We start from the raw sequence: 21,472 nt of genomic DNA on the forward strand, positions 1-21,472 counted from the left end.
AAAAAAACCCGCCAAACACTGGCGGGTTTTTCTGTTTAAATGATCCGCGATCAATCCGCCGTCAAAAGCGGAGGCTTGTTGCCCGGAATACGCGGCTGATCGGGGCCGAGGATATCCAAGTGCAGATCGCCTTTCTTGACCGAGACACGAACAACACCGCCCTTGGCGAGTTTGCCAAACAGCAATTCTTCGGCCAGAGGCTTCTTGATGTGTTCCTGGATCACGCGACCTAGAGGACGGGCGCCCATTTTGTCATCATAGCCCTTGTCGGCCAGCCATGCGGCGGCTTTGGGCGTCAGGTCTATGGTCACGCCGCGGTCCAGCAGTTGCGCCTCAAGCTGCAGAACGAACTTCTCGACCACCTGCAGGATAACCTCTTTCGGCAGCGGCGCGAAGGAGATCACCGCGTCCAAACGGTTGCGGAATTCCGGCGTGAACGTCCGCTCGATTGCGGCGGTGTCTTCGCCCTCGCGACGGTCGCGGCCAAAGCCGATGGCAGCCTTTGCCTGTTCCTGCGCGCCCGCGTTCGAGGTCATGATCAGCACCACGTTGCGGAAGTTCACGGTGCGGCCGTTGTGATCGGTCAGCTCGCCATGGTCCATGACCTGCAGCAGGATGTTGAACACATCCGGGTGCGCTTTTTCGATCTCATCCAGCAGCAAGACGCAGTGAGGATGCTGGTCGACGCCATCGGTCAGCAGACCGCCCTGATCAAACCCGACATAGCCCGGAGGCGCACCGATCAGACGGCTGACCGCGTGTTTCTCCATATATTCCGACATGTCAAAGCGCAGAAGTTCCACGCCCAGATTATCGGCCAACTGTTTCGCCACCTCGGTCTTACCCACACCGGTCGGACCGGCGAACAGGTAGTTGCCGATGGGCTTTTCAGGCTCCCGCAGCCCGGCGCGCGCCAGTTTGATCGCGCTGGCCAAGGCCACAATGGCGTCATCCTGACCAAAGACCACGCGCTTGAGCGAGGCTTCGAGGTCTTTCAGAACCACCGCATCGTCCTTGGTGACGTTCTTCGGCGGGATACGGGCAATCTTGGCAACAACGGCCTCAATCTCCTTCACACCGATTGTCTTGCGACGCTTGCTTTCGGCCAGCAAATGCTGCGCGGCCCCGGCCTCGTCAATGACGTCAATCGCCTTGTCCGGCAGTTTACGGTCATTGATATAGCGCGCCGAGAGTTCCACAGCGGTTTTGATCGCATCCGCTGTGTATTTGATGGCGTGATGCTCTTCGAAATAGGGCTTCAGACCGCGCAGGATCTTCACGCTGTCTTCAACCGAAGGCTCGTTCACGTCGATTTTCTGGAACCGGCGGCTGAGCGCGCGGTCTTTTTCGAAGTGTTGACGGAATTCTTTGTAGGTAGTCGAGCCCATGGTGCGCAGCTTGCCCCCTTGAAGCGCAGGCTTCAGCAGGTTTGAGGCGTCCATGGCCCCGCCCGACGTCGCCCCGGCACCAATCACGGTGTGGATTTCGTCGATGAACAGCACCGCATCTGGGTGATCTTCCAACTCAGTCACGACCGCTTTGAGACGTTCTTCGAAATCGCCGCGATAGCGGGTTCCGGCCAGCAGAGCGCCCATGTCGAGCGAGTAAATGGTGGTGTTCGAAAGTACATCCGGGGCTTCGCCAGCAACGATCTTATGCGCCAGACCTTCGGCAATCGCCGTTTTGCCCACGCCGGGGTCACCCACCAGCAATGGGTTGTTCTTGCGCCGGCGGCACAGCACCTGAATGCAGCGCTCGACCTCATCGGCGCGGCCGATCAGCGGGTCCACATCGCCTGCGCGCGATTTCGCGTTCAGATCGACGCAATATTTGCCCAACGCGCTTTCTTTTTGATCTTCGTCGCTGGCGGTGGCCTGCACTTCATCCTCGACCTGATCCGCGCCCGAGACCGAGCGGCTTTCGCCATAGGCCGGGTCTTTCGCGACGCCGTGCGCGATGAAATTGACCGCGTCATAACGGGTCATGTCCTGTTCCTGCAGGAAATATGCGGCGTTACTTTCGCGTTCGGCGAAGATGGCGACCAGTACGTTGGCGCCTGTGACCTCAGTCCGGCCCGAGCTTTGCACGTGAATGGCCGCGCGCTGGATGACGCGCTGGAATGCTGCCGTTGGCACGGCCTCGGACCCGTCGATATCGGTGACGAGGTTCGACAGATCCTCATCAATGAATTCGACCAGAGTACTGCGCAATTCATCCAGATCGACGCTGCAGGCTTTCATGACCCGGATTGCGTCAGGCTCTTCCAATAGCGCCAACAATAGATGCTCTAACGTAGCAAACTCATGTCGCCGTTCATTCGCCGCTGCCAGAGCTGCATGAATGGCTTGTTCCAAAGTGCTCGAGAATGAAGGCACGCGGGTGCTCCTCTGTCTTGGGTCAGAAGGGGGCAGGCTTGCGGCCGGATCCCCATCCCAACCATGTCCTCATACTATTAGAGTTTGGTTGATCGACGCCCGGCTTCAAGGGTTTTCTTTCACTTGACAGTCACATTTGTTGTGAGAGTGGCCGTGAGGATGGTCAAATAGGCATCAGAAATTGTCTTTTCTACCCCTGATCTCGGCAAAAACAGCAACTGGGTCCGCGCCTTCCATGCCCAAATGGGCTAGAATCGCCGGATCTTCGGCTCGAAGGAACGGGTTGGTTGCTTTTTCCAGACCCAGTTTCGAGGGCACCGTGGGCTGCCCCGAGGCGCGCGCGCGGTCGATATCGACGACGCGCTGTTGTAGCGCCGTGTTGGTTGGGTCGACAGTGACGGCGAATTTGGCGTTAGACTGGGTGTACTCGTGGCCCGAACAGACCAGCGTGTCATCCGGCAGCGCCGCAAGCTTGCTGAGTGATCGCCACATCTGCTCTGGCGTGCCTTCGAATAAGCGCCCGCATCCCAGCGCCATCAGGCTATCCGCAGTGAAGACAGCGGCACTTTGCGGAATGTAATAGGCGACGTGACCCAAAGTGTGCCCCGAGACATCCATTACCTGAACTGGCTCACCTGCGATCTCAAAGTTCTCACCGTCGCTGACTTGTTGGTCGAGCGGGGGCAGGCGGTGTGCATCAGCTGCTGCTCCGATCACCTTGGCCGGGTGTTTTTCAAGAATTCCGGGCAGCCCATCGACGTGATCCCAGTGGTGATGGGTTAGCAAGACATGGCTGAGGGCCCAGCCGCGCGCCTCCAACTCGGCCAGGATGGGCCCGGCTTCGGGTGCGTCGATCAGCGCGGTCGCGCCGCTTTGGGCATCATGCGCAAGAAACGCGTAATTATCGCTGAGACATGGGATGGTTACGATCTCAAGAGGCATGGCCTTTTGCCCTTTCGTTGCTAGACTGCGCCTCAGCTAAGCCGATTGACCGGGTGTCCGCAATGCATCTTGATGTGCAGGATCTGAGGAATTTCTACTATCGCAGCACGCTGGGCCGTGCGGCGCAGGCTGCGATTCGTGGTCGGCTGATCGACCTCTGGCCCGAGGCGAAGGGCCAGACGGTGGCCGGATTTGGCTTTGCGGTCCCACTTCTGCGGCCCTACCTCGCCGACGCGCGGCGGGTTATCGGATTGATGCCGGGTCCTCAGGGGGTGATGCCCTGGCCTGCCGGGATGCCCAATGTCTCGGTCCTGACCGAAGAGACGCTTTGGCCGATTGAGACGGGCCACGTGGACAAGCTGGTGGTGATGCACGGGCTTGAGACCTCGGAACAGCCCAGCAAGGTGCTTGAGGAATGCTGGCGCGTGTTGGGGCCGGGGGGCAGAGCGCTTTTTGTAGTGCCGAACCGGGCGGGGCTGTGGTCGCGGTCCGACCGGACACCGTTCGGATTTGGTCACCCATATTCGGCCACGCAACTCGAGAACCTCCTGCGCAGCCATCATTTCGTGCCTGAAAACCACTGTTCCGCGCTGTATCTTCCGCCCTCGTTCCGGCGGTTTTGGCTAAAATCGGGTAGCCTGATCGAAAAAACCGGCCAGCGCATTCCCACCGTAATGGCCGGAGGCGTGCTGATGGTTGAGGTCAGCAAGCTGATCCGCCCGCCAAGCGGTACGGTCACCAAAGACAAGGTGAAACGCCCGATCAAAGCGCTGGACGGTTTGCTGAAGCCGGCGTGACGATTCCGTGCAGTCTGCGGGAAAAAATGCGGGAAAAAGGTCACAGGAATCGCAAAAACCTGCAAATCAGTAACATTTTTCAACTGCGCCGAGGGGTCCAAACGGTCGCACTTGGGTTAAGCTTATGAAAACTAACGATTTGTGGATAATTCAGTTACCGCTATCGCGTATTGCTTGGTGGAAGCACCTCTGATACATCCCCGGTGATTTTGATCCCCGCCCTTCAAGGACGGGGTATCTTCACGCCCCCGGGTTGGCTGCGCGCGCGGTTTTCGGGGCCTAAGTATCGGAAGGGTGGACGTGTCCGAACCAGCTTCGATTTCCACAGGCATCGCCGAGCGCTATGCCACCGCGATTTTCGAGATCGCAAAAGAGAACAAAGACCTTGCAGGTCTGGAATCCGGCATCAATGATCTTGCAGCAGCACTGGGCGAAAGCGCCGATCTGCGCGACCTGATCGCATCTCCGCTGGTTTCCCGCGCCGAACAGGAAGGTGCCATTGCCGCTGTTGCTGACAAGATGGGCCTGAACGCCATCCTGCGCAATACGCTGGGTCTAATGGCGCAGAAGCGTCGCCTGTTTGTGGTGCCGCAGCTGGTGCAGGTCCTGCGCGACATGCTGGCCGAAGAGCGCGGCGAAGTAACCGCCGATGTCGCCTCGGCCAAGGCGCTGACCAAGACGCAAATGGAAAAACTGTCCAAGACGCTGTCCGAGCGTGTGGGCAAGACCGTGACTATCAATGCGACCGTGGATGAAAGCCTCATCGGCGGTCTTGTCGTTAAAGTGGGCTCGAAAATGATCGATAGTTCGATCCGTTCGAAGCTGAACTCCCTACAGAATGCAATGAAAGAGGTCGGATAAATGGGAATCCAAGCTGCAGAGATTTCTGCAATCCTGAAGGACCAGATCAAGAATTTTGGTCAGGAAGCCGAAGTGGCCGAAATCGGCCGCGTGCTGAGCGTCGGTGACGGGATTGCCCGTGTATACGGCCTGGACAACGTGCAAGCCGGTGAAATGGTCGAATTCCCCGGTGGCATCATGGGCATGGCCCTGAACCTGGAAAGCGACAACGTTGGTGTTGTTATCTTCGGTTCTGACCGTGACATCAAAGAAGGTGACACCGTTAAGCGCACCAACTCGATCGTGGACGTTCCGATCGGTGACGAGCTGCTGGGCCGCGTTGTAGACGGTCTGGGCAACCCGCTGGACGGCAAAGGCCCGATCAACGCAACCAAGCGTGGCGTTGCAGACGTTAAAGCCCCTGGCATCATCCCGCGTAAATCGGTGCACGAGCCGATGGCAACCGGCCTGAAATCGGTTGACGCGATGATCCCGATCGGCCGTGGCCAGCGTGAGCTGATCATCGGTGACCGCCAGACCGGTAAAACTGCCGTTGCTCTGGATACCATCCTGAACCAGAAGGTTTACAACGACGCAGCAGGCGACGACGAGTCGAAGAAACTGTACTGCGTTTACGTTGCGGTTGGTCAGAAGCGCTCGACCGTTGCGCAGCTGGTGAAGAAACTGGAAGAGTCCGGCGCGATTGAATACTCGATCGTTGTTGCCGCGACCGCGTCCGACCCGGCGCCGATGCAGTTCCTGGCGCCCTACGCTGCGACTGCGATGGCGGAATACTTCCGTGACAATGGCCGTCACGCGCTGATCATCTATGATGACCTGTCGAAGCAGGCTGTGTCCTATCGTCAGATGTCCTTGCTGCTGCGCCGCCCGCCGGGCCGTGAAGCATATCCGGGTGACGTTTTCTACCTCCACTCCCGTCTGCTGGAGCGTTCGGCGAAGCTGAACGAAGATTTCGGTGCAGGCTCGCTGACCGCTCTGCCGGTTATCGAAACTCAGGGTGGTGACGTTTCGGCGTTTATTCCGACCAACGTGATCTCGATCACCGACGGTCAGATCTTCCTGGAAACCGAACTGTTCTACCAGGGCATCCGTCCTGCGGTGAACACCGGTCTGTCGGTTTCGCGTGTGGGCTCCTCGGCTCAGACAAATGCGATGAAGTCGGTCGCTGGTCCGGTTAAGCTGGAACTGGCTCAGTACCGCGAAATGGCCGCGTTTGCGCAGTTTGGTTCGGACCTCGACGCCGCAACTCAGCAGTTGCTGAACCGTGGTGCGCGTTTGACCGAGCTGATGAAACAGCCGCAGTACTCGCCGCTGACCAACGCGGAAATCGTCTGCGTCATCTTCGCCGGTACCAACGGTTACCTCGACAAGATCGACGTATCGGATGTTGGCCGCTACGAGGCCGGTCTGCTGGCGCATCTGCGCGGTAAGCACGCTGACCTGCTGACATGGCTCACCGACGAAGATCCGAAGATCAAAGGTGAAGCGTCCGACAAGATCAAGGCAGCGATCGACGAATTTGCCGCGACCTTCGCATAAGAGGAGGTTCCGATGCCTAGTCTGAAGGACCTTAAAAACAGGATCGAGTCGGTCAAATCGACCCGCAAGATCACCAAGGCCATGCAGATGGTCGCGGCTGCAAAACTGCGCCGCGCCCAGGAATCTGCTGAAGCCTCGCGCCCCTATGCCGAGCGGTTCAATGCCGTGATGGCGGGGCTGGCGGCTTCGGTCGGGGGTAGCGACAGCGCCCCCAAGCTGCTCCGTGGTACGGGCAGTGATGATGTCCATCTGCTGGTTGTGATGACAGCTGAACGCGGCCTGTGTGGCGGCTTCAACGCGAACATCGCAAAGCTTGCCCGTGCCAAAGCGGAAGAGCTGCGCGGCAAAGGCAAAACGGTCAAAGTTCTGACCGTCGGCAAAAAAGGCCGCGACGCGCTCAAGCGCGATCTGGGCGATTTGTTCGTAGGTCATGTCGACCTGAGCGAAGTCAAACGTATTGGCTACACCAATGCGCAAGACATTGCGAAGGACGTCCTGTCTCGCTTTGATGCGGGTGAGTTCGATGTTGCCACGATCTTCTACTCGAAGTTCGTCAACGTTGTGACACAGATCCCGACGGCACAGCAGGTTATCCCCGCCTCGTTCGAGGACGAAGCGGCAGGTGACGACAGCGGTGCCATCTTCGACTACGAGCCCAGCGAAGAGGCCATTTTGGCTGACCTGCTGCCCAAGGGGGTTGCGACCGCGATCTTCTCGGCTCTGCTCGAAAACGGAGCGTCTGAACAGGGTGCACGGATGTCCGCGATGGACAACGCGACACGCAACGCGGGTGAGATGATCGACAAGCTGACGATCCAGTTCAACCGCTCGCGTCAGGCCGTGATCACCAACGAGCTGATTGAAATTATTTCCGGCGCCGAAGCGCTGTAAGAAAACCGGAGACGAAACATGGCGAATGCAAAAGGCAAAGTCACACAGATCATCGGGGCCGTCGTCGACGTGCAGTTCGAAGATCAGTTGCCTGAAATTCTGAACGCGCTGGAAACCACCAACAACGGCAAGCGCCTGGTGTTGGAAGTTGCTCAGCACCTGGGTGAAAACACCGTCCGTACCATCGCGATGGACGCGACGGAAGGTCTGGTCCGTGGCGAAGTTGTAACCGACACCGGCGCACCGATCTCGGTTCCGGTTGGTAACGCAACTCTGGGCCGCATCCTGAACGTTGTCGGCGAGCCGATCGACGAAAAAGGCCCTGTTGAAGCAACTGAAGCCCGTGCGATCCACCAGCCTGCTCCTGAGTTCGACGAACAGTCGACCGAGTCGGAAATCCTGGTCACGGGCATCAAGGTTGTTGACCTGCTGGCACCTTACGCCAAAGGCGGTAAAATCGGCCTGTTCGGCGGCGCCGGCGTTGGTAAGACCGTTCTGATCATGGAACTGATCAACAACATCGCAAAAGTGCACTCGGGCTTCTCGGTGTTCGCGGGTGTTGGTGAACGGACCCGTGAAGGGAACGACCTGTACCACGAGATGATCGAATCGAACGTTATTAAGCCTGACAACCTGTCGGAATCGCAGGTTGCGCTGGTTTACGGTCAGATGAACGAACCTCCGGGTGCGCGTGCGCGCGTTGCTCTGACAGGTCTGACTCTTGCCGAGCAGTTCCGCGACCAGTCCGGTACGGACGTTCTGTTCTTCGTCGACAACATCTTCCGCTTCACACAAGCGGGCTCCGAGGTTTCGGCTCTGCTGGGTCGTATTCCTTCGGCGGTGGGCTACCAGCCGACACTGGCGACCGACATGGGCGCCCTGCAGGAACGCATCACCTCGACCAAGTCGGGTTCGATCACCTCGGTTCAGGCGATCTACGTGCCTGCGGACGACCTTACCGACCCCGCGCCGGCCACCTCGTTTGCTCACTTGGATGCGACCACCGTTCTTAACCGTGCGATCTCGGAAAAGGGTATCTACCCGGCTGTTGACCCGCTCGACTCGTCGTCGCGTCTGCTGGACCCGGCCATCGTTGGTGAAGAGCACTACGCGGTTGCGACCGACGTTCAGCAGATCCTCCAGCGCTACAAGTCGCTGCAGGACATTATCGCCATCCTCGGCATGGACGAACTGTCGGAAGAAGACAAACTGACCGTTGCCCGCGCCCGTAAGATCGAGCGCTTCCTGTCGCAGCCGTTCGACGTTGCCGAAGTCTTCACCGGTTCGCCGGGCGTTCAGGTTCCTCTGGACGTGACCATCGCATCGTTCAAAGCTGTTGTGGCTGGCGAATACGATCACCTGCCCGAAGCGGCCTTCCTGATGGTTGGCGGCATCGACGAAGTGATCGCCAAAGCGGAGAAGATGGCCGCAGAAGCCGCCTAAGGAGTATCCCTGATGGCAAACACAATGCAATTCGACCTCGTCAGCCCCGAGCGGAGCCTCGCTTCGCTCGCGGCCACCGCGGTCCAGCTACCCGGCGCGGACGGGGATATGACGGCCATGCCCGATCATGCCCCCACGATCACCACGCTGCGCCCAGGGCTACTGAAGGTCGACGCACCCGAGGGCACCAGCGAATATTTGGTGACCGGTGGGTTTGCTCAGATCAACGGTGATGGCCTGTCGGTTCTGGCCGAAAAGGCCATTCCGGTTGCCGAAGTGACCCGGTCGCATCTCGATGACCTGATCGCTGACGCGCGTGCCTCGCATGATGCGGCCAAGGAAGGTGATGATCAGTCCATCGTCGACGAAGCCGCCAAGTTGCTGGCCGACATGGAAGCCCTTGGAACGCATATGAGCCTGTAACAGGTTCACCTGCAGAAGAATTGAACGGCCTCGCTTTCGCGGGGCCGTTTTTTTGTCGTGATTGTGAGATAACTGTGGAATAAGTTCCGGTAATTACGAGTTAAAGACATAATAATATGAAGACTTTTCGAACCCATCCTATAGGTATTGACCAAGGCGAGACGGTTCTGTTCTCGGACTTTTCGAACGGCGGCGACATGTGGACGGGCAATGGTCCGCGTGAGCGTCGTTCCCCGGTGAAATTCAGCCAGTCGTTCCGGTCAGCTCCGTTGATCCAGATCGGAGTGTCTTTGTGGGATGTGGATACTTCCTCGGCCCTGCGCGCCGAGGTGCAGGCCGAAGAGATCACGGCCGAAGGGTTCACGGCTGTGTTTCGAACTTGGTCCGACACGAAGATCGCGCGTATCCGCGCCTCATGGACGGCTATTGGTGAAGTTGCCCATGAGGATGATTGGGACATCTCATAAGGCCGGTGCCATGGCCCGCAGGTCATGCGGGCCAATGCTTTGATCAGTCTTCGATCATGTCCACGCGTGTTGCATGGCGGCCGCCTTCGAACTCGGCCGTCAGAAACGCGTCTACGATATCGAGGGCCTGACCCTCGCCAATGACGCGCGCACCGATGGACAACATGTTGGCGTTGTTGTGCTGGCGGATCATCCGGGCCGAGAACGAATCCGAGCAGACGCCACAGCGGATACCCGGAACCTTGTTCGCTGCCATCATGATCCCCTGGCCTGTGCCACACAGCAGAATACCCAACGCACAATCGCCCGAGGCGACACGTTCAGCCGCAGCCTTGCCGTGCAGAGGGTAATGCGTGCTTTCAGGCGTGGTGGGGCCGATATCGACGACCTCCCACCCGGCTTGGGCGATATGTGCGGCTAGGGTCTGACGCAGGTCGATGGCGGCGTGGTCGCTGGAAAGAACGACGCGTTTGGTGTCAGTCATAAGAACGCTGTCCCGCTGTATGGTGGTAGAGAAAGGGCAGGGGCGTCCTAATCTGCCGCTGCTAAAAAGAAAAGGGCGGCTATCGCAAGCCGCCCTGTCAGGTCAGTCCATCTGGTACATGGATTCGTAGATCGGGGTCAGGGTCTTGTCCTCGAACAGGGACGAGACGCTGGTACCGTTCCAAATGTTCAGGATGGCTTGGGTAAAGATCGGCGCGGTCGGCACGATGCGGATGTTTTTGGCTTTCAGGATCGCATCTGTCGGCTGGATCGTGTCGGTCAGAACCAGAGATTTCATCACCGAATTCGTCACACGTTCAACCGCGGGTCCGCTCATGACGCCATGCGTGATGTAGGAGTGGACCTCTTTCGCGCCGTTGTCCAGCAGCACCTGCGCCGCTTTGCACAGGGTGCCGGCAGTGTCGCACATGTCATCGACGATCAGGCAGATCTTGTCTTTGACATCGCCGATGACGGTCATCTCAGCCACTTCACCGGCCTTTTCGCGGCGTTTGTCGACGATCGACAGGGGGGCTTCGATCCGCTTGGCCAGTTCGCGTGCACGGGCCACGCCGCCGACGTCGGGGGAGACCACCATGATCTCATCCATATTGTCTTTGAACTGGTTTTTCACATCCAGGGCAAAGATCGGCGACGCATAAAGGTTGTCCACCGGGATGTCGAAAAAGCCCTGAATCTGGGCCGCGTGCAGGTCCATGGTCAGAACCCGCTCGATCCCTGCGCCGGTCAGCATGTTGGCGACCAGCTTGGCCGAGATCGGTGTGCGCGCTTTGGTGCGGCGGTCCTGACGGGCGTAGCCAAAGTAAGGGATCACGGCGGTGATGCGCTGCGCAGACGAGCGGCGTAACGCGTCGGCGATGATCAGCAGCTCCATCAAGTTGTCATTCGCCGGGTTTGAGGTCGGCTGGATGATGAACATATCCTCGCCACGGACGTTCTCGAATACCTCGACGAAAATCTCGCCGTCGTTGAAGCGCTCGACGCGGGCATCGACCAGGCCCTGATCAACGCCACGATACAGGCTCATGCGGCGTGAAATGGTTTCGGCAAGCGGAAGGTTAGCGTTCCCAGCAATCAGCTTGGGTTCGTGGAGTGTCGGCATCGGCTGGAGTCCCCGGGCAGCGTTGGCAATGTGACAGATTCGTGATGTTGACACCGCTTAGCATGGCCTTACCGTTCCGCAAAGACAACGCAGCGGAGAAAGTGCAGATGACCCAGATTGACTACTATTTTGCGACAATTTCGCCCTATACCTATCTGGCGGGCACACGGCTGGAGGAGATAGCAGCCAAGCACGGCGCGACGATCAATTACAAACCGCTGGACATCATGGCGCTGTTCGGGCGCACGGGCGGGACGCCACCAAAAGACCGGCATATCTCCCGCATTGAATACCGCGCACAGAATTTGGTGCGGGTCGCGAAAAAGTTAGGCGTACCGTTCAACCTGAAACCGGCGCATTGGCCGACCAATATGGCTCCGTCCTCTTATGCCGTGATTGCGGCAGCAAAGGATGGATCGGGGGATGTGGGTAAACTATGCCATTCCCTGCTGCGCGCGTGTTGGGCCGAAGAGAAAGACGTTGCGCAGGACGACGTTATCCGTGATTGTCTGACGCAAGCCGGGTTCGATGCCAATCTGGCCGATAGCGGCCTGCTGGTGGGGGCCGAGACTTACGCCGCCAATCTGGAAGAGGCCGTGGAGAGCGGAGCTTTCGGCGCGCCGTTCTACATCACACCCGATGGTCAGCGGTTCTGGGGGCAAGACAGTCTGGACGACCTCGACCAACATTTGGCCGCGTTGAAAGGCTGAGCCCGGCGCTTTGCGTTTTGCATTGGCAAGGTGATCGAAATACGCGTTCGACCGAAGGGAGAGGCAGCGAATTTCGATTCAATACAAACGCAAACTGCCCTACAGGTGTGATAGAAACTGGTCGATCTGTTCATGGCTGATCGACCAGTCGCAGACCAGACGGCAGGGCAGCGGTTCTGCCTCATCCGCGCCTTCCAACTGCGCCCCCCACAGGTGATAGACCGCGCCCGCCGCATGAAGCTGGCGGTGTTTGGCGCGCGGGAAGGAGGCGAAGATCATGTTGGCCTGCGGCTCATGCAGGAAATCGGCTCCTTTCACCCGAAGACCCTCAGCCAGACGAGCACAGTTTGCATTCGCCTGACGGGCAGATGTCAGCCAAAGATCGTCTTCCAGATAGGCTGCCATCTGGGCGGACAGATATCGGTGTTTCGAGAACAAATGCGCTCCGCGTTTGCGGCGCAGCTCGAATTCCCATGCTTTGGATTCGTCGAAGAAGATCACCGCCTCGACGCCCATCAAGCCGTTCTTGGTCCCGCCAAAGCTGACCGCATCCACGCCGGCCTTCCATGTCATCTCGGCCGGTGAACATCCTAACGCGACAAGAGCATTCGTGAACCGCGCGCCATCCAGATGCACCGGCAGGTCATACTCTTTCGCTACGGCGCAGAGCGCCTGTAATTCTTCCAGCGAATAAACCGACCCTCGCTCAGTCACTTGTGTGATGGAAACCGGTCCTCGTTGCGGCCCATGCACACCACGCGTTTCTTCTACGGAAATCGTCCGGCGCAGAGCCTCGGGGGTCATCTTGTCAGTGCCCGGCACTAGGGTCAGCTTGGCGCCACTGTAGAATTCGGGCGCATTGCATTCGTCCTCGTGGATATGCGCGACCGGAGAGCAAAAGATCGTCTCCCAGGGGTTGGAGAGGGTGGCCAGCGCCAGTGAATTCGCCGCCGTTCCGGTCGCCACCAGATAAACCGCCGCGCCGGGGGCTTCGAAAATGCTGCGAAGGCGGTCCCGGACCTCATTCATCAGCGTGTCCGCCCCATAGGCCATCTGATAGCCCTGATTGGCCTCGGCCAGTTTTGCCAGTACCTGCGGATGGACAGGCCCGGAGTTGTCAGAGGCAAAATACATCAGGTCGGCTCCTCAATGATATAGTCTTCCCACTCTTCCATGGGGGTCTCGAACTCGGAAACGGTACACCCCTGAACCGAGACGCCGGCGGCATGCACACTATCGGCTGTGCCAGACAGCAAGGGGTGCCAATCATAGAGAGGCTTACCCTCCCACAGCAGGCGATAGGCGCAGGTTTGGGGTAGCCAGTAGGCGTGCGAGTCGATGTTTTCTGGCGTCATGACGATGCATTCGGGCACGAACTGGTGCCGGATGTCATACTGGGTGCAACGGCAGCTTTCATCGTCCAAAAGACGGCAGGCAACACAGGTCAGCGCGACCTCGCCTGTGTCTTCGTCTTCCAGCTTGTTCAGGCAACATTTGCCGCACCCATCGCAGAGCGCCTCCCACTCGCGCTGGTTCATCTTGCGCAGGGGTTTGCGTTCCCAAAAGCGCGGGGGCAGGTCCGCGCGGTTGATCGGATCCACGCTCATCGAGCCGCCAGAATCTCGCGCGACTTCGCGCAATCGGCATCCATCTGGGCGATCAGCCCGTCCAGACTATCGAACTTCAATTCAGGCCGCAGGAATTCGACCAACCCGACCGAGAGGGTTGCGCCGTAAAGATCGCCGGAGAAATCAAACAGGAAGGTCTCGATATTGGGGACCTCACCATTGAACATCGGTCGCACGCCAATCGACGCCGCGCCTTGGTAGGAACCCTTGTTGGGGCCGTCCAGAACATCAACCAGAACGGCATAAACACCGAATTTTGGCGGGTGCAGGCCCTCGATCGACATATTAGCGGTGGGAAAGCCCAGCTCGCGCCCGCGCTGCTCGCCGCCGATGACCTCGCCTTCGATGCGATGCCAATGGCCCAGCATGGTCGCCGCATCGGCGGGGCGGCCTTCGCTGAGCGCGGTGCGGATCGCGGTCGAAGAGACGACGTTCTCGGACCGCTCCATCAAGGGGGCGATGGTCACACCGAACCCCATTTGCTCGCCAAAGCGCACCATATCCTGGGCCGTTCCAACCCGACCTTTGCCAAAGCAGAAATCGGCCCCCACAACGATATGAGACAACCCCAGACCGTCGCAGATCACGTTGCGCGCGAATTCCTCGGGGGTCAGCCCGGCCAAAGCGGCATTGAAGGGCAGCTCGTACAGCTTCTGCACACCCAGCTTCTCAAGCCGGTGCGCCCGCGCGTTCCCCCGCATCAACCGGAACGGAGGCGCATCGGGTGCAAAATACTCACGCGGATGCGGTTCAAACGTCAGCACGCCCAGAGGCGCATTCGGAGCCGCATTCCGCGCCAGTTCGATAACCGACTGATGCCCCACATGGACGCCATCAAAATTCCCGATCGCCACGCTGGCGCCGCGATTTTCTGGCTCGATATACTGGAAGTCCCGGATGATTTGCATGCGCTTTGGGTACTGTTCATCAACAGTATGTTCAAGCGTGACCTTCGAGAATTTCGGACAATTCGACCCGCTCGGATGGTGCAGAGCTGTGTGTCATTCGGTTTAGCGATGACCATTGCAGCGCGCCGGTCATTGCTGCATCGATCAAACCCCTCTGTGGCAGGGGTGCGTGTCTACTCGCTCAGTCGAACTTACGCGACGGGGCAAGGACCATGGCTTCACCGACCAGAACCTTCTTGCCGTCGACCGCGCAGTGACAGTCCAGCTTTACGCGGCGTTTGGCAAAATCAATGTCGATCACCTTGACCTCGGCATAGACCATGTCGCCGGGGCGCACCGGGGCCAGAAACTTCAGTGACTGACCCATGTAGACCGTCCCGTGACCGGGCAATTGCTCGCCAATCACGGCCGAGATCAACCCAGCCGTCAGCATCCCATGCGCAATGCGGCCTTCAAAGATCGTATCGCGCGCGTAATCATCGTCCAGATGCACAGGGTTCCGGTCGGTTGAGACCTGCGCGAACATCTCGATATCTTCATCCGTCACCACTTTGCGCAGGTGGCGGGACATGCCCATCTCGATGTCTTCAATACAGATCGTTCCGCGTGGAAGATTGTCCAACATGGTGCCCTCACTTGAAATCTGCCGAGTAATAAAAGTCTACCATCGGCCATCCGCTGGCAACTTTATTACTTCGCAACTGCAGAAAATCAAGTGAAAAATGACTAGCGCAAACGTCCGATTGTATAGGTGGGATTGATCTTTTCCCTTTCGATATAGGCGCTTAGGGATTCTGCGTGGGGGTGGTGCGACGTTTTTGTCTCGGCCGCGGCCAACCCGCCTGAAATAAAGAGCGTATCGATTCCCTCCCCCATGCCGCCAAGGATGTCGGTATGCGGGCCGTCGCCGATAGCCAGAATGTCGCTGTCCGAGACGTCAACATCCATTTCCTGCACACGCCGACGCGCCAGATCATAGATCGGAGGATGGGGTTTGCCGAAATACAGGCTCTCGCCACCCATCTCGGTATAGAGCTTCGCCAAAGCGCCCGCGCACCATTCCCGTACTTCGCCTCGATCGACCACGATGTCAGGGTTCGCACATAGCAGCTTCATGCCTTTTTGCTTGGCATAGAGGAAGTCAGGGCGATTGACGTCGGGATCTGCCATCGTATCAAACGGCCCGCAGCAGACGATCCCCTCGGCCTGATCCAGAGGGACGCGCTCGATATGAACAGGATGGTCCAACAGCTTCAGCGGCTCAAAAAAACCCGCATCGCGTTCCCATTCGCCCATGAAGTAAACCTTTTCGCCTACTGTTCCGCGGAACATGGCTGAACGTGCAGAGTCGCCGCTTGTTGCGATGGTGTCATAGGCGTCAGCGGGGACGTTGAACTGCGAAAGCTGCGCGGCGACGCCCGCGCGCGGCTTCGGAGAGTTTGTCACCAGAACAACGAAACCGCCTTTCGAGCGGTAGGTCTGCAGCGCGGCAACCGCTTCTGGATACGCAGTGATCCCATTGTGAACGCAGCCCCAAAGATCGACAAAAAGTACTTTGTAACGGTCGGAGATCTCGTGGAGGGCGGAGATGATCTGGGTCATGGGATTCCCTTTGGCATGGTCTGCGGACAGCCAAGCCTATGGCAGAGCTTGGCAGGTTTTGCCAGAGGGGGCGCTGCCCCCGCCGCGGCAAGCCGCGACTCCCCCGAGGTATTTTGAAACAGAAGAAGCAGGGGATCCGCACTTCATCTGGCTAAAAATATCCCGGAGCGCGAGGCAGAGCCTCGCACAAAGAAAAAGGCGCCCGCTTGGGGCGCCTTAGAGTAAGGTCTCAGACCTTGAGGTTCGGAATGATCTGCTTTTTCCGGCTCATGATGCCGGGCAGGACCACAGCGTCGCCGTCGACCGATGCACCGAAGCTTTTCTCGGCAACGGTTTTGACCAATTCATTTGGGACCAGCAGGGTGGCTTCTTCGTTCAGGATGTCGACGACGAACAGCAGCACCTGATCGACGCCGTCTTCTTTTGCTACGTTAACCATCGACGCGGCCAAGCTGCCCTTGCGGTCCAGAACAACGCCCGGAGCAGTGGTTTCCAGAACCGAGACACGGAACTTGGTGCCGTCAACTTCGTATTCCTTGCTATCCATGCGGATCAGTTCGGCATCCGAGAACGAGGACACATCCGATTTTGCCGCGAACATGTCCGCCGCATAGGCCGAGACATCCAGACCCAGTTCTGCGGCCAGTTTCTCGGCCACTTCGCGGTCATGCGCGGTGGTGGTGGGCGAGCGGAATTCGAGCGTGTCGGACAGGATGCAGGTCAACGCCGCGCCTTTGATGGCCTCGGGCATCTTGGCGGCGTCGTCACCCATCAGGTCAACCATGATGGTCGCTGTGCAGGCCAGAGGGCGCACAGTGATATTGATTGGGCCTTTGGTTTCCAGACCGCCGACCAGCTTGTGGTGGTCGATGATGGCGCGGATATCAGCGCTGTTGACGCTGGCGGGCAGCTCGGCCGGGTTATTGGTGTCGACGATAACAACCGGATCGTCCGCTTCAACGTCTTCGATGATGCGCGGCTTAGGCAGGTCCCAGCGCTGCAGCATGAAGGCGGCTTCGGTATTGGGCTCGCCCAGCAGCACGGGTTCAGCCTGCTCGCCTTTGACTTCGTTCAGGTACCATGACCACAGGATCGGAGAGCCGGTGGAATCGGTGTCGGGGGATTTGTGACCAAATACTAGGGTTGTCATGTCAGCGTCCTGCGGATTGGAAATTTGCGCGCGTTATAGGGCGCATGACATGGCTTGTCACCCGCTTGCGGGCCACTGCGACTGTTGGTCTGACATGCCGAGAAATCAGAACGGCGCGCGCGTCAGCGTGTAGCCTTCCTTTTCCAGAAGCGAGAGCAAGCCGTACGTCTGGCTGAGATGTCCGGCGCCTACCGCGATGACTGCCGTCTGATCCTGAATACGCAGGATGTGGCCCATCCAACTGTTATTGCGATCCACCAACAATTGCTGTTCGAACTGCGCCCATTCGGCGTCGTAATCCTCTTGCGACAGGCCCGAGGCCTCGAACCCCTGAATCCGGGCCAATTGCAGGATCTGCGCATGTTTTTCCTCGAGATACGCATTGGCCATGGTAGCAAGGTGGTTTGCATCGGCCTGCATCGCTCCGGACAGGCGGACCAGCGAGTCGACCTGTTGTTCCAGTGAAAGCGTGTCGAACATCGCCATCAGGTCTTCGATCCGCTCCAGCGAGTGTTGGGGAATCCCGTGCGCCTCGGCCACGTCTGTCAGGCGGGCATCCATGCCATGGTTCGCATCCGGGTTCTGCATCAGGCAGGGCGGGATGCCCAGCATCATGCTGAGAAACCAGGGCCGCATTTTGGCCGCCATCCAGCTGGGAATGCCGCGCTCGGCCAAAGAAGTCGAAAGGGCCGACCAGTCCTCGGCACTCATCAGGTCGATCAGGGTGGGGCCCTCGGTGATCATCACGGGGCTCAGGTCATTGGCCAGGCCTTGCTCAAACGCTTCCATTTTGGCCTCGGTGACTTCGAAATAGATCGCGTCTGCCTGGGCTACGATGGGTGTCAGCCGTTCGACGACCGGCCCCATCCGTGCATCGTTGGTGTGAAGTGTTCCGATCAGGTGCAGGGTCGTATCGCCCTTGGTGGCGATCCAGTGATTGCCCTCGGGGTAAGGGACCGAGGCAAGGGATTGTTGCAGGGTGGCCTGATCCTCCTCCGACATCAAGGGCCGCAGGTCGTGACCTTCGCAGGCGGCATGTGCGGTCAGGGGCAGAAGCAATAATCCAAAAAGGGCCATCAGGCGCATAGGCGGTCCTTCCTCGGTTGGTCAAACAGGCGACATAAGATTTAGGCATCCAAATGCAGCATATTCAAGGCGACCTATCTGGTATTTCGACACGAAACGCATAGCATTGGGCCATGGAGCGCGAGCAGGATCTTTATCCCCCTATCAAGGCATTGTTCGAGAGGCAGGGCTATACCGTGAAAGGTGAGGTTGGCGCAGCCGACATCATGGCCTTGCGCGACGGGTCCGAGCCGGTGATCGTCGAGTTGAAGCTGCGCTTTTCGCTGGCTTTGTTCCACCAGGCTGTCGCGCGGCTCAGGATCACGGATCAGGTCTATCTGGGGGTCAGCAAGCCAACCGGACGCACTGCGCGTCGAGCGTTGCGGGATAATCTGGCGCTCTGCCGCAGGTTGGGCTTGGGCCTGATCACCGTGCGCGCGGACGGAGCTGTCGAGGTGCATTGCGATCCTGGCCCCTACGCTCCGCGCAAGAACAAGGTCAAGGCAGGCCGGATGCTGCGAGAGTTTGATCGGCTGCAAGGCGACCCGAACTCTGGCGGCGCAACACGGCACGGCATTGTAACCGCTTATCGTCAGGATGCTTTGAAATGCGCGGCCCATCTCGCCGAACATGGCGCCTGCAAAGGGGCCGAGGTTGCGAAGTCGACAGGCGTAGCCGAGGCCACTCGGCTGATGCGCACCAATCACTACGGGTGGTTCGACAAAGTTGAAAAAGGTGTTTATGCCCTGACGGATGCGGGGCAGGAGGGCTTGAAGCACTGGGCCTATAGTTGGGATCAGCCTGATTGAGGGTCTGGGTCGAAAAAAATCCATCACAGCTTGTTGACTCGGGGATTTGCACCCCCTAGCTATGCGTCGTTATCACTCTCTACTCTTGAGTGCTAACGCCTCGCCAGTCGGCGAGGGGAGGATAGATAAACTTTGAGCCCAAGGAGCTGCAAAGATGGCATTGAAACCGCTTCATGACCGTGTGCTGGTTCGCCGTACAGAAAGCGAAGAGAAAACCGCAGGCGGCCTGATCATTCCTGACAGCGCAAAAGAAAAGCCCAGCGAAGGCGAAGTCGTCGCAACCGGCGAAGGCGCACGCAAGGACAGCGGCGAGCTGATCGCGATGGCGGTCAAAGCTGGCGACAAGATCCTGTTCGGCAAATGGTCGGGCACCGAGGTTCAGGTCGACGGCGAAGAGCTGCTGATGATGAAAGAAAGCGACATCATGGGGATCATCGAGTAAGCCGCCGCGCTTCACTCTGATCTTCATTTACAACTTATTTCTCGAGGAGAAACGACATGGCTGCAAAGGACGTCAAGTTTGACACCGATGCCCGTAACCGCATGCTGGCAGGTGTGAACATCCTGGCCGACGCTGTTAAAGTGACCCTGGGCCCCAAAGGCCGCAACGTGGTTCTGGACAAATCCTTCGGCGCACCGCGCATCACCAAAGACGGTGTATCGGTTGCCAAGGAAATCGAACTGGAAGACAAGTTCGAAAACATGGGCGCGCAGATGGTGAAAGAAGTCGCCAGCCGCACCAATGACGAAGCCGGTGACGGCACCACCACCGCAACCGTGCTGGCCCAAGCCATCGTTCGCGAAGGTCTGAAGCAGGTTGCTGCTGGCCTGAACCCGATGGACCTGAAGCGCGGCATCGACCTGGCAACGGCCAAGGTTGTTGCGGGCATCAAAGACGCGTCGCGTGAAGTCAAAGACTCGGCAGAAGTTGCTCAGGTTGGCACCATCTCGGCCAACGGCGAAGCCGAAATCGGCCAGCAGATCGCAGACGCGATGCAGAAGGTTGGCAACGAAGGTGTTATCACTGTCGAAGAAAACAAAGGTCTGGAAACCGAGACCGATGTTGTCGAAGGTATGCAGTTCGACCGTGGCTACCTGTCGCCTTACTTCGTGACCAACGCAGACAAGATGATCGCAGAACTCGACGACTGCATGATCCTGCTGCACGAAAAGAAACTGTCCTCGCTGCAGCCGATGGTTCCGCTGCTCGAGCAGGTGATCCAGTCGCAGAAGCCTCTGCTGATCATCGCTGAGGATGTTGAAGGCGAAGCGCTGGCGACTCTGGTTGTCAACAAACTGCGCGGCGGCCTGAAAATTGCTGCTGTCAAAGCACCGGGCTTCGGCGATCGCCGTAAAGCCATGTTGCAGGACATCGCAATCCTGACCGGCGGTCAGGTCATCAGCGAAGATCTGGGCATGAAGCTCGAGTCCGTGACCATGGACATGCTGGGCACCGCCAAGAAGATCGAAATCACCAAAGACGAAACCACCATCGTCGACGGTGCTGGCGAGAAAGCCGAGATCGAAGCGCGCGTTGCTCAGATCCGTACTCAGATCGAAGAGACCTCGTCGGACTACGACCGTGAGAAGCTGCAAGAGCGCGTTGCCAAACTGGCAGGCGGTGTTGCTGTTATCCGCGTTGGCGGCATGACAGAAGTTGAAGTGAAAGAGCGTAAGGACCGTGTGGACGATGCTCTGAACGCAACACGCGCTGCCGTTCAGGAAGGCGTTGTTGTCGGCGGTGGTGTTGCTCTGGTTCAGGCCGGTAAAGCACTGGAAACTCTGGAAGGTGCAAACGCTGACCAGAACGCTGGTATCAACATCGTTCGCAAAGCAATCGAAGCGCCTCTGCGCCAGATCGCCGAGAACGCAGGTGTAGACGGTGCGGTCGTTGCGGGCAAAGTCCGTGAATCCGGCGATGTATCGTTCGGCTTCAACGCGCAGACCGAAGAATATGGCGACATGTTCTCGTTCGGCGTGATCGACCCGGCCAAAGTTGTCCGTACCGCTCTGGAAGATGCGGCCTCGGTTGCTGGTCTGCTGGTCACCACCGAAGCAATGGTTGCTGACAAGCCCGCCAAAGAAGGCGCTGCGCCTGCCGGCGGCATGCCCGACATGGGCGGCATGGGCGGCATGATGTAAGCTGCTTAGGCCATAGTGCTTACGAGCGGGGTCGCCTTGGGGCGGCCCCGTTTGCGTTTGGAATGCCCGCTGCGCGGTCATGCCTCAGGCGGAGGTTTTGTTGAACTGAAGAAG

Annotated in this window: 22 protein-coding genes; 11 read left to right on the forward strand and 11 right to left on the reverse strand. The window is 58.7% G+C overall.

Annotation, left to right across the window (positions count from 1 at the left end):
• Positions 1-50 precede the first annotated feature (50 nt).
• Together clpA and gloB are read right to left on the reverse strand one after the other, a co-directional pair.
• A complete protein-coding gene (gene clpA, locus ACP15L_RS17255; protein ID WP_170460457.1) occupies positions 51-2,375 on the reverse strand; it encodes an ATP-dependent Clp protease ATP-binding subunit ClpA in 2,325 nt (774 codons plus the stop codon).
• Positions 2,376-2,549: 174 nt separating this feature from the next.
• Positions 2,550-3,317 (reverse strand): hydroxyacylglutathione hydrolase, encoded by a 768-nt coding sequence (gene gloB / locus ACP15L_RS17260; RefSeq protein ID WP_425085122.1) that lies wholly within the window; start codon positions 3,315-3,317, stop codon positions 2,550-2,552.
• A gap of 62 nt (positions 3,318-3,379) precedes the next feature.
• Here gloB and ACP15L_RS17265 point away from each other — a divergent pair, with 62 nt between their 5' ends.
• From ACP15L_RS17265 to ACP15L_RS17295, 7 genes are all read left to right on the forward strand, one after another.
• Complete coding sequence (locus ACP15L_RS17265; RefSeq protein WP_170722335.1) at positions 3,380-4,114, forward strand: class I SAM-dependent methyltransferase; 735 nt, start codon at positions 3,380-3,382, stop codon at positions 4,112-4,114.
• Positions 4,115-4,414: 300 nt separating this feature from the next.
• Positions 4,415-4,975, forward strand: coding sequence for a F0F1 ATP synthase subunit delta (locus ACP15L_RS17270; RefSeq protein ID WP_170468341.1), 561 nt, complete (start codon positions 4,415-4,417; stop codon positions 4,973-4,975).
• Positions 4,976-6,514 carry a F0F1 ATP synthase subunit alpha gene (gene atpA / locus ACP15L_RS17275; protein ID WP_170374618.1) on the forward strand — a complete coding sequence of 513 codons (1,539 nt, stop codon included), beginning with the start codon at positions 4,976-4,978 and terminating at the stop codon, positions 6,512-6,514.
• 12 nt (positions 6,515-6,526) lie between these two features.
• The gene (locus ACP15L_RS17280; protein ID WP_170374620.1) at positions 6,527-7,405 is read left to right on the forward strand and encodes a F0F1 ATP synthase subunit gamma; all 879 of its coding nucleotides are present in this window, start codon (positions 6,527-6,529) and stop codon (positions 7,403-7,405) included.
• An 18-nt stretch (positions 7,406-7,423) separates the two neighbouring features.
• Positions 7,424-8,848: a F0F1 ATP synthase subunit beta gene (gene atpD, locus ACP15L_RS17285; RefSeq protein WP_170460468.1), complete on the forward strand. Its 1,425-nt coding sequence runs from the start codon at positions 7,424-7,426 to the stop codon at positions 8,846-8,848.
• A 12-nt stretch (positions 8,849-8,860) separates the two neighbouring features.
• Positions 8,861-9,271, forward strand: a complete 411-nt coding sequence (locus ACP15L_RS17290; protein WP_425085123.1) for a F0F1 ATP synthase subunit epsilon — start codon at positions 8,861-8,863, stop codon at positions 9,269-9,271.
• A 116-nt stretch (positions 9,272-9,387) separates the two neighbouring features.
• Positions 9,388-9,738: an H-type lectin domain-containing protein gene (locus tag ACP15L_RS17295; protein WP_170374626.1), complete on the forward strand. Its 351-nt coding sequence runs from the start codon at positions 9,388-9,390 to the stop codon at positions 9,736-9,738.
• A gap of 43 nt (positions 9,739-9,781) precedes the next feature.
• On the opposite strand, the gene rpiB is transcribed toward ACP15L_RS17295, so the two are convergent.
• The gene (gene rpiB, locus ACP15L_RS17300) at positions 9,782-10,222 is read right to left on the reverse strand and encodes a ribose 5-phosphate isomerase B (RefSeq protein ID WP_170680348.1); all 441 of its coding nucleotides are present in this window, start codon (positions 10,220-10,222) and stop codon (positions 9,782-9,784) included.
• 102 nt (positions 10,223-10,324) lie between these two features.
• The gene (locus ACP15L_RS17305) at positions 10,325-11,344 is read right to left on the reverse strand and encodes a ribose-phosphate pyrophosphokinase (protein WP_170637503.1); all 1,020 of its coding nucleotides are present in this window, start codon (positions 11,342-11,344) and stop codon (positions 10,325-10,327) included.
• Positions 11,345-11,451: 107 nt separating this feature from the next.
• On the opposite strand from ACP15L_RS17305, the gene ACP15L_RS17310 reads away from it, so the two are divergent.
• The gene (locus ACP15L_RS17310) at positions 11,452-12,054 is read left to right on the forward strand and encodes a 2-hydroxychromene-2-carboxylate isomerase (protein WP_425085124.1); all 603 of its coding nucleotides are present in this window, start codon (positions 11,452-11,454) and stop codon (positions 12,052-12,054) included.
• Positions 12,055-12,153: 99 nt separating this feature from the next.
• Here the strand turns inward: ACP15L_RS17310 and ACP15L_RS17315 are convergent, their stop codons facing one another.
• From ACP15L_RS17315 to ACP15L_RS17345, 7 genes are all read right to left on the reverse strand, one after another.
• Positions 12,154-13,188, reverse strand: a complete 1,035-nt coding sequence (locus ACP15L_RS17315; protein ID WP_425085125.1) for a threonine aldolase family protein — start codon at positions 13,186-13,188, stop codon at positions 12,154-12,156.
• On the reverse strand, positions 13,188-13,661 hold the full coding sequence (locus tag ACP15L_RS17320) for a YcgN family cysteine cluster protein (protein ID WP_425085126.1): 474 nt from the start codon (positions 13,659-13,661) through the stop codon (positions 13,188-13,190). The genes ACP15L_RS17315 and ACP15L_RS17320 overlap by 1 nt, the downstream gene beginning before the upstream one ends.
• Positions 13,658-14,590, reverse strand: a complete 933-nt coding sequence (locus tag ACP15L_RS17325) for a bifunctional riboflavin kinase/FAD synthetase (protein WP_425085127.1) — start codon at positions 14,588-14,590, stop codon at positions 13,658-13,660. Before ACP15L_RS17325 ends, ACP15L_RS17320 begins: the two co-directional genes overlap by 4 nt.
• A 181-nt stretch (positions 14,591-14,771) precedes the next feature.
• Complete coding sequence (locus ACP15L_RS17330) at positions 14,772-15,215, reverse strand: MaoC family dehydratase (protein WP_074736482.1); 444 nt, start codon at positions 15,213-15,215, stop codon at positions 14,772-14,774.
• A 101-nt stretch (positions 15,216-15,316) separates the two neighbouring features.
• Positions 15,317-16,192 (reverse strand): TIGR01459 family HAD-type hydrolase, encoded by an 876-nt coding sequence (locus ACP15L_RS17335; RefSeq protein ID WP_425085128.1) that lies wholly within the window; start codon positions 16,190-16,192, stop codon positions 15,317-15,319.
• Positions 16,193-16,421: 229 nt separating this feature from the next.
• Positions 16,422-17,342, reverse strand: a complete 921-nt coding sequence (locus ACP15L_RS17340) for a manganese-dependent inorganic pyrophosphatase (RefSeq protein ID WP_425085129.1) — start codon at positions 17,340-17,342, stop codon at positions 16,422-16,424.
• 105 nt (positions 17,343-17,447) lie between these two features.
• The gene (locus ACP15L_RS17345; protein ID WP_425085130.1) at positions 17,448-18,428 is read right to left on the reverse strand and encodes a TraB/GumN family protein; all 981 of its coding nucleotides are present in this window, start codon (positions 18,426-18,428) and stop codon (positions 17,448-17,450) included.
• Positions 18,429-18,541: 113 nt separating this feature from the next.
• Between ACP15L_RS17345 and ACP15L_RS17350 the strand changes: the two genes are divergently transcribed.
• From ACP15L_RS17350 to groL, 3 genes are all read left to right on the forward strand, one after another.
• Positions 18,542-19,216: a DUF2161 family putative PD-(D/E)XK-type phosphodiesterase gene (locus ACP15L_RS17350; protein WP_170555856.1), complete on the forward strand. Its 675-nt coding sequence runs from the start codon at positions 18,542-18,544 to the stop codon at positions 19,214-19,216.
• 154 nt (positions 19,217-19,370) lie between these two features.
• Positions 19,371-19,658, forward strand: a complete 288-nt coding sequence (gene groES / locus ACP15L_RS17355; RefSeq protein ID WP_170352338.1) for a co-chaperone GroES — start codon at positions 19,371-19,373, stop codon at positions 19,656-19,658.
• Positions 19,659-19,714: 56 nt separating this feature from the next.
• Positions 19,715-21,358 carry a chaperonin GroEL gene (gene groL / locus ACP15L_RS17360; RefSeq protein WP_170374649.1) on the forward strand — a complete coding sequence of 548 codons (1,644 nt, stop codon included), beginning with the start codon at positions 19,715-19,717 and terminating at the stop codon, positions 21,356-21,358.
• The last annotated feature ends 114 nt before the right edge of the window (positions 21,359-21,472 follow it).

Source organism: Ruegeria profundi (assembly GCF_049800715.1).
In the GTDB taxonomy this organism is placed as follows: Bacteria; Pseudomonadota; Alphaproteobacteria; order Rhodobacterales; family Rhodobacteraceae; genus Ruegeria; species Ruegeria profundi_A.